The 16,613-nt window shown below is 47.8% G+C and carries 15 protein-coding genes; 5 read left to right on the top strand and 10 right to left on the bottom strand.

What is annotated here, in order from left to right:
- The first annotated feature begins 71 nt into the window (after positions 1-71).
- The 4 genes from NFI80_RS08140 to NFI80_RS08125 all read left to right on the top strand — a co-directional run bounded on the left by NFI80_RS08140 (position 72) and on the right by NFI80_RS08125 (position 2,373).
- Positions 72-656: a DUF4142 domain-containing protein gene (locus NFI80_RS08140; RefSeq protein ID WP_235163497.1), complete on the top strand. Its 585-nt coding sequence runs from the start codon at positions 72-74 to the stop codon at positions 654-656.
- Between the two features lie 129 nt (positions 657-785).
- The gene (locus tag NFI80_RS08135) at positions 786-1,163 is read left to right on the top strand and encodes an SPW repeat domain-containing protein (protein ID WP_233798691.1); all 378 of its coding nucleotides are present in this window, start codon (positions 786-788) and stop codon (positions 1,161-1,163) included.
- Positions 1,164-1,181: 18 nt separating this feature from the next.
- A complete protein-coding gene (locus NFI80_RS08130; RefSeq protein ID WP_235163498.1) occupies positions 1,182-1,589 on the top strand; it encodes a DUF4345 domain-containing protein in 408 nt (135 codons plus the stop codon).
- Positions 1,590-1,623: 34 nt separating this feature from the next.
- Positions 1,624-2,373, top strand: coding sequence for an OBAP family protein (locus NFI80_RS08125; protein WP_235163499.1), 750 nt, complete (start codon positions 1,624-1,626; stop codon positions 2,371-2,373).
- A gap of 86 nt (positions 2,374-2,459) precedes the next feature.
- On the opposite strand, the gene NFI80_RS08120 is transcribed toward NFI80_RS08125, so the two are convergent.
- From NFI80_RS08120 to NFI80_RS08080, 9 genes are all read right to left on the bottom strand, one after another.
- Complete coding sequence (locus tag NFI80_RS08120) at positions 2,460-2,816, bottom strand: hypothetical protein (RefSeq protein WP_233798688.1); 357 nt, start codon at positions 2,814-2,816, stop codon at positions 2,460-2,462.
- A gap of 280 nt (positions 2,817-3,096) precedes the next feature.
- Positions 3,097-8,049, bottom strand: coding sequence for an Ig-like domain-containing protein (locus NFI80_RS08115; protein WP_235163500.1), 4,953 nt, complete (start codon positions 8,047-8,049; stop codon positions 3,097-3,099).
- A 58-nt stretch (positions 8,050-8,107) separates the two neighbouring features.
- The gene (locus tag NFI80_RS08110) at positions 8,108-8,416 is read right to left on the bottom strand and encodes a DUF6916 family protein (protein WP_235163501.1); all 309 of its coding nucleotides are present in this window, start codon (positions 8,414-8,416) and stop codon (positions 8,108-8,110) included.
- Positions 8,398-8,901 (bottom strand): GNAT family N-acetyltransferase, encoded by a 504-nt coding sequence (locus NFI80_RS08105; protein ID WP_235163502.1) that lies wholly within the window; start codon positions 8,899-8,901, stop codon positions 8,398-8,400. The genes NFI80_RS08110 and NFI80_RS08105 overlap by 19 nt, the downstream gene beginning before the upstream one ends.
- Positions 8,902-8,949: 48 nt before the next feature.
- Positions 8,950-9,468, bottom strand: coding sequence for a phage tail protein (locus tag NFI80_RS08100; RefSeq protein WP_233798684.1), 519 nt, complete (start codon positions 9,466-9,468; stop codon positions 8,950-8,952).
- Between the two features lie 43 nt (positions 9,469-9,511).
- Positions 9,512-10,018 carry a phage tail protein gene (locus NFI80_RS08095; protein ID WP_235163503.1) on the bottom strand — a complete coding sequence of 169 codons (507 nt, stop codon included), beginning with the start codon at positions 10,016-10,018 and terminating at the stop codon, positions 9,512-9,514.
- A 43-nt stretch (positions 10,019-10,061) separates the two neighbouring features.
- The gene (locus NFI80_RS08090) at positions 10,062-10,577 is read right to left on the bottom strand and encodes a phage tail protein (protein WP_235163504.1); all 516 of its coding nucleotides are present in this window, start codon (positions 10,575-10,577) and stop codon (positions 10,062-10,064) included.
- Between the two features lie 274 nt (positions 10,578-10,851).
- Positions 10,852-11,754, bottom strand: a complete 903-nt coding sequence (locus NFI80_RS08085) for an AraC family transcriptional regulator (RefSeq protein WP_235163505.1) — start codon at positions 11,752-11,754, stop codon at positions 10,852-10,854.
- A gap of 12 nt (positions 11,755-11,766) precedes the next feature.
- Positions 11,767-12,462: a ferredoxin reductase domain-containing protein gene (locus NFI80_RS08080; protein ID WP_235163506.1), complete on the bottom strand. Its 696-nt coding sequence runs from the start codon at positions 12,460-12,462 to the stop codon at positions 11,767-11,769.
- Positions 12,463-12,736: 274 nt separating this feature from the next.
- Between NFI80_RS08080 and NFI80_RS08075 the strand changes: the two genes are divergently transcribed.
- Complete coding sequence (locus NFI80_RS08075; RefSeq protein ID WP_235163507.1) at positions 12,737-15,241, top strand: phosphocholine-specific phospholipase C; 2,505 nt, start codon at positions 12,737-12,739, stop codon at positions 15,239-15,241.
- Positions 15,242-15,272: 31 nt separating this feature from the next.
- On the opposite strand, the gene NFI80_RS08070 is transcribed toward NFI80_RS08075, so the two are convergent.
- Positions 15,273-16,502, bottom strand: a complete 1,230-nt coding sequence (locus NFI80_RS08070; RefSeq protein WP_235163508.1) for an exo-beta-N-acetylmuramidase NamZ family protein — start codon at positions 16,500-16,502, stop codon at positions 15,273-15,275.
- Positions 16,503-16,613: the final 111 nt, after the last annotated feature.

Below are 16,613 nucleotides of genomic sequence, written 5' to 3'. Positions count from 1 at the left end.
TTACATTGGGTTGTGACCTGTGCTGGTAAGTCCGGCACGCAGTTTTATCACCACTTAAACAATCATTACTAATGAAAATTGCATCAACATTTATGGCGCTGGCAACCGTAGCAATGCTATGGGGCTGCGGATCCAAATCTACCGACACCACGGACACTACCGAATTAGCAGACAGCACCAATGAGGCTGTTGCCGACACTGCTGCAAGCGACTCCGCATCGGCCGTTGCCGAAGATGACGCTGAATTTGCCGTAGAGGCAGCGAATGGAGGAATGGCGGAAGTTGCATTGAGCAAAATTGCAGCCGACAAAGCAACCGACCCAAAAGTGAAGGAATTTGCAAAACAAATGATCACAGACCATTCAAAAGCAAATGATGAGCTTAAAACGTTGGCCGGTAACAAGAATATCACGCTGCCTGCTGCGCCAAATGCAGAGAAACAAAAAGCAGCTGCTGACCTTGGCGGCAAAACCGGAAGCGATTTTGATAAAGCTTATATATCGCAAATGAAGAAGGATCACGATGCAACAGTGAAACTTTTCGAAGATGCGCAGAAAGAAGTGAAAGACGCAGAGCTGAAAGCTTTCATCGACAAAACTTTGCCGGTGATCAAAGCACATGCCGAGCATGTTAAAACGCTTGATAGGACAAAATAATTTTTGGTAAGCGTTTTTGAGGCTGGCGGTCACGGATGTGGCCGCCAGCTTTTTTTTGCAATTCTGCTGGCATAATTTTTAGTAAAGCACCGATCTATTCGATCTGTCACAGACTAAACACTTCATCCTATGAAAATGATCAGCACCAAATTACACAGCATCATCGATTATTCGACGAGCATTTTGTTCATAGCAATGCCCTGGATAGTTGGTTTCAACGAAGTTCCGGCTGCCACCTGGGTCCTGATTGCGGTAGGAGCGATGTCCATTACGATGTCACTCTTTACTGACTACGAAGGGGGCATGGTCCGCAGCCTACCCATGCATGTACACTTGAATGTGGACGTGGTTACAGGTCTGCTGCTGGCTGCATCGCCCTGGATTCTCGGGTTTGCAGACCAGGTTTACCTGCCACACGTTATTTTGGGCCTGTTTGAAACAACGGCTGGGCTGCTAACGTCCCGCTCGTCGCATGAAACCCAGGAGAGCCCGCTGGAACGCAGTTAACAATCTACAATTTAACTTATGTTCAAAAGCAAGAAAGCGCTTCAGGCCGTTATTGGAATTCTGGCTGTTGCCCCGCTGGTATCCGGGCTTATAGGGTTGTCGGGGATCCGCAATCCGCTTTTTTCTGAGGCGCTGCCTGCTGACCTGGTTTTGGATAGTAACCTTCGCTTCCTGAATGCCATGTCCGTTGCCGTGGCCGTTTCTTTCTATTGCGTTATACCGGTTATAGAAAAAGAAACATTCGCTTTCAGGGTAGTTTGCGGTGCAGTATGGCTGGGCGGGATCGGAAGATTAATATCGATCTACGATCTGGGTGTTCCGCCTCTTTTTATAACCGGCTTTCTGGCTTTGGAGCTCCTGTCGCCAATCCTGATTATTTACTGGCAGAAACAGATTGCCTTGCCGGTAAAACGAGACGTTATATAATGTAGAAAACTCTTTGATTCAAATTGGATAAACCATGAATAAACTCATTCCGTTATGTGCGTTAACACTGGCCCTGCTAAGCTGTGGTGGTAAAAACTCATCATCGAATGTGGAAGCGCCCGGCGATGAAAAGTCTGCGAAAGACAAGACTCTAAATGTAGGGGCGGATTTGATACAGGATAAAACCCCGCTGAAAGGGTTCAATGCTTACCTGGATGGGTTCCATTTTTACAATGGAAATATGAATTCACAAATGGAGGCTCACCATTACGTGAACCAGATTAATGAGGATGTTTACCAGGCCATTATTTTTGATGGCAACGGGAAGGATGCCAAGATCATGGGGGTCGAATATATCATTACCGCGAAAATGTTTGCTCGCCTGAGTCCGGAAGAGAAGAAATTATGGCACAGTCATCACTTTGAAGTCAGTTCCGGATCACTCATTGCACCGGGCATACCGGAAGTTGCAGAACACGAGCTCATGGAAAAACTGGTATCTACCTATGGCAAAACCATCCACACCTGGCATACCGATCTCGAAAAAGAACTGCCTGTTGGTTCCCCAATGATCATGATGGGGTTTACGAAAGAAGGGCAACTCAACGCGGGCATTTTGGCTGATCGCGATAAGCGATTCAATATCTCGTCACAGAAGAAAAAACAGAACAGAAAGGACATCCCCGTTCCTGCGGTTGATCCAGGCGCAAATGCCTGGGAGAAAGGTGAGATCAGGCAACTGGTTATCACAAATAAAAGTGATTCCCCGGCCCATAAACATTGACCGCCCCGACTATACTCAATGCAATATTAGTGTATTTAAAATATGGCGGGCCGCAAGAAATCCCTTGCGGCCCGCCATATTTTACTTTATCTATTTCCCGGCCGTTGACCAGATTTGCTGGAACCTTTGCCCGTTGTGTCCTTGCCACCCTGGACAGTTGATCCCGATTTTTTCCTGTTGGCTGAATTTACACCAGTATTTTGCGGATTGCTGGCAGCCGGGACGCTGTTCGTTTTGTCGATATGCGTGGGCGGGGTGCCGGTGGTTGCCTCACTGGTTACGCTTCCTCCCTTATTCTGCTGTGCCTGCTTACTGGTCTGGCTGCCCGTTGCGGCTTTCTGTTTCGATTCTGTTCCCTGTTTCTGCGTGGCCGTGGATTGTGCCATGAGCGATCCAGCCGAAATCAAAAGTGATAATGCCAGATACATTGTTTTCGTGTTCATAGTCTTATGGTTTTAGTGAAGATTAATCATTGTTTTTGTACTAAATTTTAAAAGAGCATGGCTACGTTGGCATAATTAATCAGAGGCGATCTTAGATAATTTTCGTGCCAAACAGCACCGACGCGGGACAATTTTTACTATGCAAATGCACAAAAGCAGACATGGAGGGAAGACTGCTAAAAACGAAAACCGCTGCAAGAATGTCCTGCAACGGTTTTTGTTTTTTTACATAAAATTTTGGATTGATCTGTACGGCCCAGTGGTCCGTTCCATCCAATGCTTATCTGCTGATCAGCACTTTCTGACGATCTATTTTTCCATTTTGATAATAAATTGACAAAACATAAATGCCAGCAGGCAAATTACCGACCGAAACGGTTTTCGCAGTTCCGATTTGTGACTTGTGAACCTGTACGCCTTTGACATTATGCAGTTCAACTGAGCTGATCTGAATCGTCGAATTGGTTTTGATAGATAACAGATCTGACACCGGGTTAGGGTAAATTTCAAGAAGATGCGCTCCTTCAATACCTACAAAGACGATATGGCTGTATGCAAAAGTCTGATCCGTATCGATCATTTTTAACCGGTAAAAATTATCCCCTGTATTAGGCCTATCATCTTTAAATGTATAATTCAAGGTCACCGAGCTTTCGCCCCCGGATTTTTTTGTCGCAATCGTTTCCCAATTTTTTCCCGTGACACTTCGCTCAATTTCAAACTTTTCGCTGTTTGTTTCCTCACTTGTCCGCCACTTTAACACCACAGCGTTTTCCTGGCGCGATGCCGAAAAATCGATGAGTGTGACAGGGAGCGTACAGTCACGGAATACGGACAATGTACTGGAACATCCGTCTTTTGTAACAGTAAGAACGGCCGTCTCGTTGCTCGGTATATCGATCACGCTATTTCCGGAAATCGTGCCCTTATCAGTTGTGACTGTGGCGCCTGCCGTAGCCGTGAAAACCACCGAATACGTATTTAGATTAAAGGAACAGCTGTATGCATCCGGACCTAATGTAATGGTTGGGGTTTCATTTACAACAACAGTAGCACTTTGTCCGGAAACAGCTGTCGTTGCGTCACCTGCACCACTGACATTGATCAGCTCATAGGTAAAACTTCCGGCTGCCGCGGTGGAAACTGCAACGCTGGCTGTTGTATTCGCTCCGGTTGTAGTCACTTGCAGGTCGGGACCGGCGTTTAACTTATAGGTAAATGTAAATGGCCCCACACCATCAACAGCCGTGAAGGTAACTTGTGGAGAAACAGCACCAACGCAAGCAGAACTTCCTGCTGATATAGAAGCTGTTAAGCTATTAGCAACTGTGATGACGGCTGTCTGTGCCGACGCAGGTGTCAATGTGCATCCCTGCGCGTCGGTGACGCTGACAAGTTCATAGGTGAACACACCAACGCTTGCGGTAGACTGAGTAACGCCAACCGTCGTTGCCGCACCGGCTGTGGCTATTGTCGTTGCAGTCCCATCATTGATTTTATAAGTAAAAGTATAGGGAAGCGTTCCACCGGTTACACCAAAGGTTACCACGGGAGCGGACGCACCCTGGTCAACAGTCGCAGTGCCTGAGATCGTAGAAGCGGTAATTTCGTTGACGGTTAATGTAGCTGCTGCTGAGGTGACGCTATTGCACGGATTGGAAACAATGCACTGATATTCCGAATTGTTATCAGTGACCGGCACATTTGTCAATGCCAATGTTGCTGTGTTTGCACTCGGATTCATGCTTGCATCAATATCTGAGAATGCGCCGCCAAAAGGCTTTTTCTGCCACCGGTAGTTTGTTACTACGCCCGTTGCGGCCACAGTAAATGAAGCGTCCTGGCCGGCACAAATCAGCTGATCCTGCGGATCCTGCGAGATTACCGGCGCGGGGGTTGGCGTAACCGTCACTGTAAATGAGCAAGTCGCATCCGTTCCAATTCCGTTAGAGGCGTTCACCTCCACGGTGGTCACGCCAGCGGGGAAAATATAGGGGAATGTGATCGGACTTCCCGAAACGCTGTATACAACTGTTGGCGCAGGACATCCTGCAACGGTCGCTGGAAGCGATAGGGTTGCAGTACAGGCGCCAGCGTCCGGGTCTACAACCTGGTTGGTAGGGCAGGCACTGATCACCGGTGCTGAAACGATGGCTGTAATAGTAGGATCGCTCGATCCTGGCGCGCCGGGATCGTCTGTCAGGACGGTGCTAAAATCATTTCCGCTCACAGATCCCTGGTTGGTGACCTCGCAGGTTGTTACGGGGATATCATTGTTTACCGTCACCTTGAATTTGACGATCACATTCGCACCGGCAGGCAGTGAAAAGCCACTTCCGGTGCCATTCACAGTAACAGTTTCGCCGGCCGTAGAAGCTGCTGTTCTGGTATTGGACTGAACCTCATTTGCCTGATTGGGTTCATTTGTATTCCCCTCAGGCTTTGTATCTGAAATTGCTGTTGCTGATTGAATTGAATCTGAAACATTGTCAGCATCCAGCGAACCTTGTCTTAATGCCGTTTCTTCTGCTGCGATTCTCAGTGCCGAAACATTAGGCACTGCGCAGGTCTGGCCTGTATTGTAACTGGTTGTACCTGAGCCGCCAGAGAGTAGAAATGCATTTTGCGGCGTATTCCCGTTCCCACTCCACACTGCTTGGAGCGTATTGCCCGCGCCCTGAAGAATGATCTGATTCCCGGGCGCACCCGGACGCAGGCGCAAGGCAACGCCCGTAGCCGCCGCTACATTGTTACTAGCAATGTAAGTGCAGAGTTTGCCCTGGTTATCCGAAAAACTTGAGATAAAATTGACATCAATGTCGTTAAAAGCGTTCGGTCCGGTTGTGATCGTATTTCCGATGATCGACAAGTCACTTTTGGTGTTGCTATTCGTAACGTAGCCCGAAAACCCAATGCCAAAATCATTCAGGATGCCAGACACCGTGTTGTTGCTGATCTTAACAATCCCTTTTGCAGTAGGGCCTTCCGTATCAAAGTAAATTCCGGATCCACCGCCACCATCACTTACCACGGTATTTCCGTCCACAGTTCCTTCATGCGTGGAATTGTTGCTCACCTTGAGGTTGATCCCCGTGCCATTTTTGCAACGGAAATTGTTTCCGATAATGTTGTATTTCAATGATGAGGTGCCCGTACTTTGCAAATCAATGCCAATTGAAGTGAGCCGGGTCACACCGTTGAGCGCCAGGTTATTCACAACTGCGCCCTGAATGTCACCCACCAACTGGGAATTATTATTGGAAATCATTTTTATGCCTTGTGTCTCGCATCTGAGAAACTGGCTGCCGCCTGTGATCTTCAAGTTCATCTGCGAATTGCCGTAACCCTCCATCAGGATTCCGCCGTTGTTGGGGGAATCCGTAAAATCGGAATTATCAACAGTCAGAAGCGATAAGTTGGAGTCTGTATTTCCAAAATACGCAACCCTCCCCGAAGGCGCATTAGCAATGGTGCTGTTTGCAAAAGTGGAGTTGGTAATAGAAGCCGTCCCGGTTGTATTTGTGGCGAAAATAGCACCTTCGGTAGCAGCGTTTCCTGCATTCTGCACAGAACTGTTGCTGATAGTCAGATTGTTGACGCCCCGCAGGTTAATGCCGTGTTGGTTTGTGGTGCCGGTAATAATGATTCTTTCTAATTTAAATCCATTCACAACATTGGCATAAACAGCCGCGTTGCATCCTGAATTATCGGATGTTCCGCATCCCCCGGAATCTGAACCATTGGCATTAATGAGGTTAATGTTGTTCAGCGTAACACCGGCCGCATTGGTGAATTCAATACCCCGTGCGGAAATGTTCTGGATCGTTCCGCCCGAGCCGGCTGTAGCGCCTGACCCTGTGATCTGAAAAGTCCCCGTAGTGCCGGAAACCGCGATGCCCTTGGCTGCATTGCTGCATGATACCGCCGCCAATGTAACATCAAGACCCAGCGAGCTTCCTGCTACGTCAATAGCAGCAACATTGGACGACGAAATTGTTCCGGAGCCGATTTTCAAATTTCCGCCGACGGATGAAATGTCAATCGGGCTAACCGGTCCTGAACCGACATTTGAAGATAGTTCCGAAAAATCTGCTGCCAGCGTAACGTTGGCTAGGTTAAGCGCACTGCCGTTGCCGGTTAAGGCTATCTCGCTGATGGTAAGCAGTCCTGCTGTTGATCCTGCAATTTTTGCTCCTCCCGAGTTACCGATGTTGAGGCCGCGGATTGTATTTGCAGCGGCAGTAGTAATCACATTGGCACCGCCCGAACTTGTTAATGCCGGGCGGTTCCCGCCGGTTGCGGGAAGAAGATTGTTTCCACTTGGCGTGCTGTATCCGGAGATCGCCAGCAAGGACGCGCCAGCGCCCTGACCAATTACTTTTTGCTGGTTGAGCAGCGAGACAGGTCCGGTATAATTTCCCTCGTATAGAAAAATGGAATGTCCCGCTTGCGGATGCAGCGCCGCGCCATCATTAATAGCTGCAAACCCTGCCAGAGAAGTAAAGGGCTTTGCCAGTGTTCCGTTTTCGCCGCTGGCGCTTGCAGCAGAATTTACGAACCATATCGCGCTGGTGGTTGCAATGGTGACCGTTGCTGTCGAGGTCAATCCCGATCCGTTTTGCAATGTGTAGGTAAATGTGTCGTTACCGGTGAACCCTGCGGCCGGTAAATAAGTGAAAGCACCCGTGCTATAATCGATGGTAACTGCGCCTCCCTGGCTTGTCGCAATTTCTCCGGATCCCACGATGCTGATGGAAGCACCGTTGGGGCTGCTGTCATTGACAAGCACGCCGCTTCCCGCAGGAATGTCCAGTCCTACATTTCCTATCGCATTGTAAACATCATTTTGAGCGATAGGACTCACTTTAAGGGATCCCGCAACGAGTGTTGTGTTGGCATCGATCTGATCTGTAAAAGTGACGCCGCTTGCGTCCGTGCCGCTATTGGTGATGGTCACTGTGTATTCCAGTTCGTCCCCCACAGAAGCGCCCGGCAAGCCCGTGTCGTTGGTAAGTGCATAGGTGTTAGTGGCAGAAATTGTCGGCGCAAAAAGCATTATTTTATCGGCCTTTTTTCTTTTGAACGGAACAATTGATTGTGATTTGCTTGCTGGTGTCGAAGTTACCAGAGCAGCCTTTTGAAGTTCTGAAATCGGTGGCTGACCAGAATCGTTGATGAAAAGTCCTGAGACGAGCATAGCAGCCCCAGCTAAAAAGAAGTATAAGTTTTTCATTATTAGATTTTTTGAGTAAAGAACAAGGGCATTGTCAAAAGAGACAATGCCCTGGAAATCAGGAGAAGACGGCCTCGTATTTTACGCCGCCCTTGTCCCTTGCGATCGGGACCAGAAACACTTCCAGCGGGCCTGACTGAGGATGTAAAAGCTTGTAAATTCCTTGCTGACGGGGATTTTGGTCGCCCGGGGTTTGCAGTACTACCGAAAAAGCGCCTCTTTCCAGCGGAGAGTAGGTTTCCAGTTCGGTTATTTTTTCCACATTGGCCGCAACAGCCTCACCATTCGCAAATTCAATGTTCAGCATCTGACCCAGATGATCCTTGAAGTCCTGGGCAGTTAATTTGCTTAAATCGTATGTTTCCATTCCATTAAATGATAGACTCCGTTTGTTTCGCTTATTTTATTGAACCCGAGCCGGTTATAAAGGTTTTTTGCGGGGTTGAAGCTTTCGACATGTATGCTCAGCGGTTTTTCGGATTGGGTCGAAAGCTGCATCAGATCTTTAAGTATACTACTTCCGATCCCGTAATTCCGAAACGCGGGAAGCAGGGTGATGTCAATGATCCGCATGCCCCGCCCTTGAAAATTTTCATGCACATACAGCCTGCCGACACTCGATTTATTTTTACAAATCACCCAAAAATCGGCTCCTGAATAGTTTTTCTGATAATGGCTGTGCTGCGCGTCAAACTGGCTTTTGATAAATTCACGCTTCATCGTCTCGCTCCATCCGGGCACTTTACTCATTTCTTCCTCGCGCGTACTCGCATACATGGCAAGCAATGAGGGCATATCTGACTGGTCGATGCGGCGTAGCGTTATCTCCGGGTGGCCTGGCGTAAACTCCATTAATCGGTAAAAATTTTCAGTTGATAAATTTGGGTGATGCGTGCAGCGCTACGGCCGCGGTGGAAACACTCCTTGCAGCGCTATGCAAAAATAGGTGGTCAGGTAAGGTTGCATATTGTTGTGCGGCTGACTGCCGCCTGCCTCGCCGATTGAGCTGGCAGACATATAGCCATTCGGACTTCCACCGAGAAACACAGCACCATTAACAGACCTTGCGATCGTATGTCCCGATGGGTCCGAAATTTCTCCCGGCTGCGGTGTAATGTTTACTGTGTGCCCATGCATAGGGATTTCCGATTCCAGGAGCGTGACCGTTTCCGAGCCCCCGCTTTCTCCCAGGTCGTGAAGCGATAGGCCAGGGCCCTGGCCGGGATGCATGGGCGCGCGTCCTTGCAGGTCGGGCAATGCAAAATTGGATTTACCATCACCGCCATACGTCGTACCCAATAGGGAGAATAATGCTGTATTTTGTGAAATGGGAAGATATTGTCCGTCGCACCACGCCCAGCCTTTGGGTGAAAAATTGAAAGGGACCATTCTTATTTCTGCTACAAATGGATCTGCCATTATTAAATATGTTTGAGGTTATAAAAAAGGGATAGGAGTATGCTTAGGTAGGAGAGGGGAATATGCCAAAAAGTGAAATGATAAAGCTTACACACAGATAAGGCTGGAAGTTTGTATGCGGTAATGAGCCTCCGGTAGGACGAATGCTAACCGGGCTCATTGAGGCAGCAGACGGTGGATCGCCCATAAACATCTTCACCGAAGATGAATTTCCGATAACAGCATTGAGAGGTTGCGCAGAATTTGCGCCATCCGCGGAAGCAAACATGGGGTGCTCATGTGCCGGGATTTGGTTGACTATCAGCGTAATTTCTTCCGCGCCCCCGGGTTCGGCCAGCATAAATCCGTTTCCCTGGTGCACCGGCAGGCGCCCACGCAGGTCCGGAAGACAAAATGTAGACTCTCCATCCCCACCATAGGTAGTTCCGATCAACTGAAAAAGGGTCTCGTTTTCGGAGATAGGCAGAAGTTGCCCGTCGCAAAAGGACCATCCGAGAGGGGCAAAATTCCCTGCGAACATCCTGATTTCTCCAATATAAGGCTGCGCCATTATTTTTTTTAATTTAAATGATGGAATAAAAGATCGCTAATGACTAATTCTGGCTTGGAAAAATGCCCTGTAAAGCGATACAAAAACTGATTGTGAGAAACGGCTGCATGTTTAAATGCGCCTGACTGCCACCGCCGCCGCCAATGGTATTTGGAGCAAGTTGGACCAGATTGGCTGCCGTATTCTGATAGAGGTCGTTGGGTTTGGAGTTGGAAAACAGGTTGTTGAGGGGATTGTTTACATTGTTGTCTACGCTCCCAGTATCCAGTTCGTTCAGCAAATGCGCGTGTTTGGGAAGCTCAGCGACGCTCAGGGTGTGGGCCTGTTCACCGCCCCGTTCTCCCAGATTATGTCCCGCGCCCACGTGAATCGGCGTGCGGCCGCGATAATCAGGCAGTGCAAAACTGACACGGCCATCGCCGCCGAATGTGGTTCCCAGAAGAGCAAAAAGGGCCTGGTTCTGGTTAATGGGCATTAACTGCCCGTTTGCCAGCGCCCAACCCTTGGGAGCAAATGAAAAACTGACCATTCTGATTTCTGATAAAAATGGTTCTGCCATAAGTAAAAAGGGGTTAAGGTGAAATTGGAAAAGAAGAAGCCCGATACAATCCGAGCCAAATATTTACGTCAGTAATATTGAAATATTCTGACAAAAAGTATAGAAATTCTTATTTTGCGGTAAATGGCAAAATCCTCCGGCAATCTAGTTAACTGACTGACGGAGGAACTAAGGTCGGGAGGCGCGTTTGCCTGTTGGGAAAGAAAGCAATGAGGAAACGGTCGTCTTATTGAGCGAACGGGAAAATGACTGCCGATAATTGGCAAGTGAACATTTATGCCTTTAAGGCGGCACTTGCGTGCTTTTGTTTTCCGGCACCACGTGTTTTACGGAAGCTGGCGGGCGATGTTCCGATTGTTTTGCTGAATAGCCGGATGAAGTATTTATGATCTTCAAACCCAAGTTGAAATGCAATTTCTTTCACACTCTTTGTAGTATAAAATAGCAGGCGCTGTGCTTCCCGCAGCACTTCCTGTTTGATCAGCCAGGTGGACGAAAACCCGGTTATAGACTTGACCGTATCGTTCAGGTAACTCACCGTAATGTTCATCTGTGCGGCATAATCTGCCGGTTTTTTCAAACTATGAAAATTCGCCTTAACCAGGAGATTGAAATTTTTGACTATATCAACACTCCGGGAGGACACGGCCTGGATACGCTCATTTTCCTGGTATTGAAAAATATTGACAACGCTGTAAAATAAGGAGTTAAGCAGAGACTGGATTAACTGTTGCCGGAACTGCGCTGGTTTCTCTTCATTTACTGCTGCCGACAGCAATTGGAAAATGCGCACAAACCATTCTTTGTCAGCATCATTCAGCAGGATGATAGCAATGTTTGCAAGAGAATTTTCGATCACCACGCGGGCGCTTTGATCAATATACTTTGCATCAAAAGCAGCCGCCCAGCCAGTGACTTTTTCTGCATGCCGGAAATCATGGACCTGCCCGGGACACGAAAGTAAAAGTGCGGGCTGGTTAATGTCCACGTCCTGGAAATCGATTGACCCGCCCATAGATCCTCCTTCCAGCAGGAAACAGAAATAGTGATCGTGACGGTGAGGGCCCCGGACTCTATCCGACATAGCATCAAAATAAGCTTCTTCGGAAATCTGGCCAATCTCAATGCCAGTCATGCGATGTTGCAGGTGACGGATTTCTATTTCTTGATTTGTCATTATTATCGGCTGTTAAGACCAAAAACCATAGCATTTGATCCGGGCACGTACATTTGGGTTTGCTTTCAGTTTGGCTCTCAGCGTTTTCATTAGGGTAACATTTCCTGCAATATATATTGAATTATAATCCGCCAGGTTTTTACCGAGAAACCATTGCTCCAAACGATCAAAGCCGATTTGTTCTGAACATTCAACAAAATGAAATTCAGGGTTTTCTTCTTTAAAAATCTCCGGAATTTCGTAGTCGCTATGCACGAGTACAGCAACGTCCAGCGGATGTTCACTGCGGTCTGTAAGCTGCTTCAATGCCAGGAAATGTCCGATCGCACTGGCATCGGCAAGGCACAATACCGGCCCGTTTTGGGATGGAAGCGATGCAGCGTGGGCGGCCCCAAAGAGAATTTGGTCGCCCGATTTGAGTGTCCTGACCCAGCGACTCCCTGCACCTCTATGTCCGCTATCAATGAACATTGTACAAATATTTGTTTCCGAGTTCCAGAGTGTGGGCGTGTAATCGCGGTATTCGAGCGTGTCCACCTTGCACTTCAAGCGTTTGATCGAGTCCCAGCTATCCAGGTCAATGTCTGGAAGATGCAAATCAATTTCAAATATATCTGCCCCGGGCCAGCTCCTGATCGCCACCACCATGGCCGTATCAAACATTCTTTCCAATAAACCCGATGCCGCTTTTTTAATGATATCAACCATTTTTTTACCTTTCTGTTTTTCAACAAAGATATTTGGGAAGGAGAAGCCATTTGTCCAACAAAAGGCATGAATAGGTGGACTAAAAACGGGTTAGTCAGCATTATATCGAGCACTAACAGCCACGAAACGGCATTTGATGAGCAAAAACACAACATAATGTTAATCCAGGGAGCTTTGTTTCAAGTTTGATTGAATCGTTTTTTGCAAAAAAATACATGAGCTGTTGTTCATGGTCACATTTTGATTAAAGCTTAAAAGCAGAGTGATAAATTCAATGGATTCCAGAAGAGATTTTCTAAAAAAAGCAACCATACTGACAGGCGCAGGCGCATTGTCGAACATGTTACCGCCTGTTATTCAAAAAGCACTGGCGATCGATCCTGCGCCGGGAAGCACTTTTTATGACGCCGAGCACGTCGTTTTCCTGATGCTCGAAAACCGTTCATTTGATCATCAATTAGGCACATTGCAGGGCGTTAGGGGTTATAATGATCCACGCGCGATTGACCTTCCTGATAAAAATAAGGTTTGGTTCCAGTCGAATGAAGCGGGCCAAACTTATGCCCCTTTCCATTTGAATGTCAAGGATACGAAGGTTGCCTGGATGGGTTCCATTCCGCACGGCTGGTCGGATCAGACGGATGCGATGAACGAGGGGAAATACGATAAATGGCTCGACGCCAAAAAGCCAGGCAAGAAGCAATACGCCGACATTCCGCTCACGATGGGTTATTGCAACCGCATCGATTTCCCATTCTATTATTCTATGGCCGATGCGTTCACCGTATGCGACCAGAACTTTTGTTCGAGCATTACGGGAACGCACCCAAACCGCTATTACTGGATGACAGGGACGGTGCGGGAGCAGAACGAACCCGATGCGAAGGCACATCTCTGGAATATCAGCAACTATGTTTATCCCGAACTCGAATGGAAAACATATCCCGAAAGGCTCGAAGAAAATGGCATTCCCTGGAAAATTTATCAGAATGAAATTACCATGGGTTACGGTCTGAAAAGTGAAGAAAGCGGCTGGCTGAGTAACTTTGGGACCAATGTATTGGAGTATTTCAAAGAATACAATGTGCGCTTCCACGAAGGCGGGATCGCAAATCTGCAAACAAAAAAAGAAGCGTTACTGGAAACAATTGCGGAGCTGGAAAAACAGCCTGCGGACGAGCAGTCGGGCAAAAAACTTGCAGCTGCCAGGAAGCTGCTTTCCAACATTGAAACGGCTCAGCAGAAGTTTAATCAGGACACATTCAACGCGCTTTCTGCAAAGCATAAGAATTTGAATACCAATGCATTTACCACCAACATTAACGACCCTGACTTTCATACGCTAACACCATTGCAGTACAACGATAACGGAACGGAGCGCACGCTTAATGTCCCGAAAGGCGACGTATTCCATCAGTTCCGGGCCGATGTCGAAAATGGAAAACTGCCTGCCGTTTCCTGGCTGATGCCTCCCGCACGTTTTTCCGATCACCCGGGCGAGCCCTGGTTCGGGCCTTGGTATGTGAGTGAAGTAATGGAGATTTTGCTCAAAAATCCCGAAGTCTGGAAGAAGACGATCTTTGTCCTGACTTACGACGAAAATGATGGTTATTTCGATCACGTTCCTCCTTTTACTGTTCCTAATCCCTACAAAGAAAACTCAGGCAAAGTATCCGCGGGTATCGATCCGAAAATGGATTTTGCAACAAAAAGTCAGCAAACGAATCCGTCGATGAACGAGAGCAAGCTCCGTGAAGGGCCTATCGGACTGGGTTACCGCGTGCCGATGATCGTTGCATCTCCCTGGTCCCGCGGCGGCTTTGTGAATTCGGAGGTTTTTGACCATACATCTTCTTTGCAGTTTCTTGAAAATTTTATTGAGAAAAAATTCAAGAAAAAAGTGAAAGAAGAGAACATTACGCAGTGGCGCCGAACTATCTGCGGCGACCTCACATCCGTTTTCCGGCCTTACCTGGGCGAGAAAATCGAGCAGCCTGCGTTTTTGAATAAAACCGAATTCATAGAAGGCATTCACCAGGCACAGTTCCGCCAGGCGCCCGATAATTTCAAATCCCTAAGCGCGAGCGAGATCCGGGAAATGAGCAAAGATCTGCGCAAATCCCAGGATTTTCCAGTGCAGGAAGAAGGTGTTCGCCCGGCCTGCGCATTGCCTTATGAGCTTTATTCAAACCTGCATTTTGACAAAACGAAAAACAGCATCCGGGTGTCCTTCAAGGCTGGTAATGCGGTGTTCGGGACCAGATCAAGCGGCGCGCCTTTCAGGGTTTACGCATTGAATCCTTATCAAAACGAAACGCTGCGTGCCTGGAATTACAGCTCGGCAGCAGGCGACGAACTGCATGACGACTGGAATATCGGCGATTTTGAAAATGGCAACTATCATCTCCGCGTTTACGGCCCGAACGGTTTCTATCGGGAATTTAAGGGTAACTCTGGCAACCCGTTGCTGAAAGTGACTTGTGATTATGAATCCAAAAACGCAAAATTGACCGGCCATGTAGTAGTCAACATTCAAAATCTCGATGCCAAATCTCACAGCATTACCGTAGCCGACAACAGTTACAAATCGGGCGCGCAAAGCAAAACCATTGCAGCCGGCGGAAAGGCCACAATGGTTTTAAACCTATCCAAAAACTTCAACTGGTACGATTTCAGCGTGATAGTTGCGGGCAGCGAAACATTCGAAGAGCGCTTCGCGGGACACGTAGAAACCGGCTCAGTAACCAAGACGGACCCATTGATGGGAGGTGTGGTTTAGGTTTATTTCAGGGGAAGCAGTTCTGTGCCGCCTACGGATACAGCAGATATTTTGCCCTTATGGCCTTAAATTTTTGCAATCCGGGCTCCCAGCTTTTCCGGATGTCCGCTTCCGACATCCCTGCGATGATCTGCTTCCTTAATGTATCGGTGCCGATGCGTAGGTCGAATGCCGAGATGTCCTGATTTGCCCGGCCAGGGGAGAAAAATCGTGCTTTATCCGGATATGCATTGTATAACTCTATGAGCCAGGCCAGGTTGATCTGGCGACTCGCCCGGAGCTTATTGATATCATAGGTGCGAAGGTCAAGACCATAACACACAGAATCCTTGTGATTCGGGCGCTCGCTCATGCCCGGAATGCTCACCGGCTTGTATGAAAACGCATATTGGCCTTTCAATGCTGGCGCACCCAAAATAGTAAATGGCATGAGCGTCCCCCGGCCTTCGTTGATAGCCGTGCCCTCGAACATACACAAGCTGGGAAACAGCATGACGGCCTGCTGCGTATTCAAATTGGGGGAAGGATTGATCGGAAGCGTATAGGGTTTATCATGATCATAGTTCGCAACTTTTATGATTTTGAGCCTGCATTTTTCGTTGAGATATCCCTCACCATTCAGATATTGGGCAAATTCACCGATCGTCATGCCGTGTGTCATGGGGATATAATGGATTCCAATGGCCGATTTGAATCTATCATCCGTCATCACCGGCCCGTCAACCACATATGCGTTGGGATTGGGCCTGTCGAGGATCAGCAGCTCTTTGTTGTTTTCCGCACAGGCTTCCATCACATATTCAAGCGTGTTAATGTTGGTATAGTAACGGCAGCCCACATCCTGAATGTCGAACACCATCAGGTCAACATCCGCCAGCTGTTCTTTCTTGGGTTTTTCATTTTTTCCGTATAAGGAGATGATCGGAATGCCCGTTTTCGCATCCACTTCATTATTTACCACCGCTCCGTTACTCGCATTGCCACGGAAACCATGCTCCGGCCCAAACACTTTTACAATGTTAACACCCAGGCTCAGCAAACTGTCCACGCTGCTTTTATTGCCGATCAAAGAACTCTGATTGGCAACCAGAGCGATTCGTTTTCCTTTCAGATATTGCAAGTATTTGTCCGTCTGGTCTGCGCCGGTGATAATTCCCCGCTTATCCGGTTTATTTTGTTTTGAAGATGCAGTTTGCGCGTTACATTCTATGCCGCGCATGGCCAGGAGCAATAAAAAGGATATAAAAACCGATCTGATCATTTGTGCAGGGTTGTTTTAAAGTCTTTAAATGTAGAATCTTTTCCTGTTAAATGTGAGATGATAATGATTTTACCTGTTTCAAAACCGGGACAATGCTAAAAAACAGACCGT

The sequence above is a fragment of the Dyadobacter chenhuakuii genome (genome assembly GCF_023821985.2).
Lineage (GTDB): Bacteria > Bacteroidota > Bacteroidia > Cytophagales > Spirosomataceae > Dyadobacter > Dyadobacter chenhuakuii.
The sequence above is the reverse complement of the archived record's forward strand: the minus strand, read 5'-3'. Positions and strand labels throughout refer to the sequence as shown.

Excerpts from the sequence above, each read along its gene's own strand:
- NFI80_RS08130 (WP_235163498.1), top strand. The coding sequence starts at position 1,182 with ATGTTCAAAAGCAAGAAAGCGCTTCAGGCCGTTATTGGAATTCTGGCT.
- NFI80_RS08080 (WP_235163506.1), bottom strand. The coding sequence starts at position 12,462 with ATGGTTGATATCATTAAAAAAGCGGCATCGGGTTTATTGGAAAGAATG.
- NFI80_RS08110 (WP_235163501.1), bottom strand. The coding sequence starts at position 8,416 with ATGGAAACATACGATTTAAGCAAATTAACTGCCCAGGACTTCAAGGAT.
- NFI80_RS08085 (WP_235163505.1), bottom strand. The coding sequence starts at position 11,754 with ATGACAAATCAAGAAATAGAAATCCGTCACCTGCAACATCGCATGACT.
- NFI80_RS08105 (WP_235163502.1), bottom strand. The coding sequence starts at position 8,901 with ATGGAGTTTACGCCAGGCCACCCGGAGATAACGCTACGCCGCATCGAC.
- NFI80_RS08125 (WP_235163499.1), top strand. The coding sequence starts at position 1,624 with ATGAATAAACTCATTCCGTTATGTGCGTTAACACTGGCCCTGCTAAGC.
- NFI80_RS08135 (WP_233798691.1), top strand. The coding sequence starts at position 786 with ATGAAAATGATCAGCACCAAATTACACAGCATCATCGATTATTCGACG.
- NFI80_RS08090 (WP_235163504.1), bottom strand. The coding sequence starts at position 10,577 with ATGGCAGAACCATTTTTATCAGAAATCAGAATGGTCAGTTTTTCATTT.
- NFI80_RS08120 (WP_233798688.1), bottom strand. The coding sequence starts at position 2,816 with ATGAACACGAAAACAATGTATCTGGCATTATCACTTTTGATTTCGGCT.
- NFI80_RS08075 (WP_235163507.1), top strand. The coding sequence starts at position 12,737 with ATGGATTCCAGAAGAGATTTTCTAAAAAAAGCAACCATACTGACAGGC.
- NFI80_RS08070 (WP_235163508.1), bottom strand. The coding sequence starts at position 16,502 with ATGATCAGATCGGTTTTTATATCCTTTTTATTGCTCCTGGCCATGCGC.
- NFI80_RS08140 (WP_235163497.1), top strand. The coding sequence starts at position 72 with ATGAAAATTGCATCAACATTTATGGCGCTGGCAACCGTAGCAATGCTA.
- NFI80_RS08095 (WP_235163503.1), bottom strand. The coding sequence starts at position 10,018 with ATGGCGCAGCCTTATATTGGAGAAATCAGGATGTTCGCAGGGAATTTT.
- NFI80_RS08100 (WP_233798684.1), bottom strand. The coding sequence starts at position 9,468 with ATGGCAGATCCATTTGTAGCAGAAATAAGAATGGTCCCTTTCAATTTT.
- NFI80_RS08115 (WP_235163500.1), bottom strand. The coding sequence starts at position 8,049 with ATGAAAAACTTATACTTCTTTTTAGCTGGGGCTGCTATGCTCGTCTCA.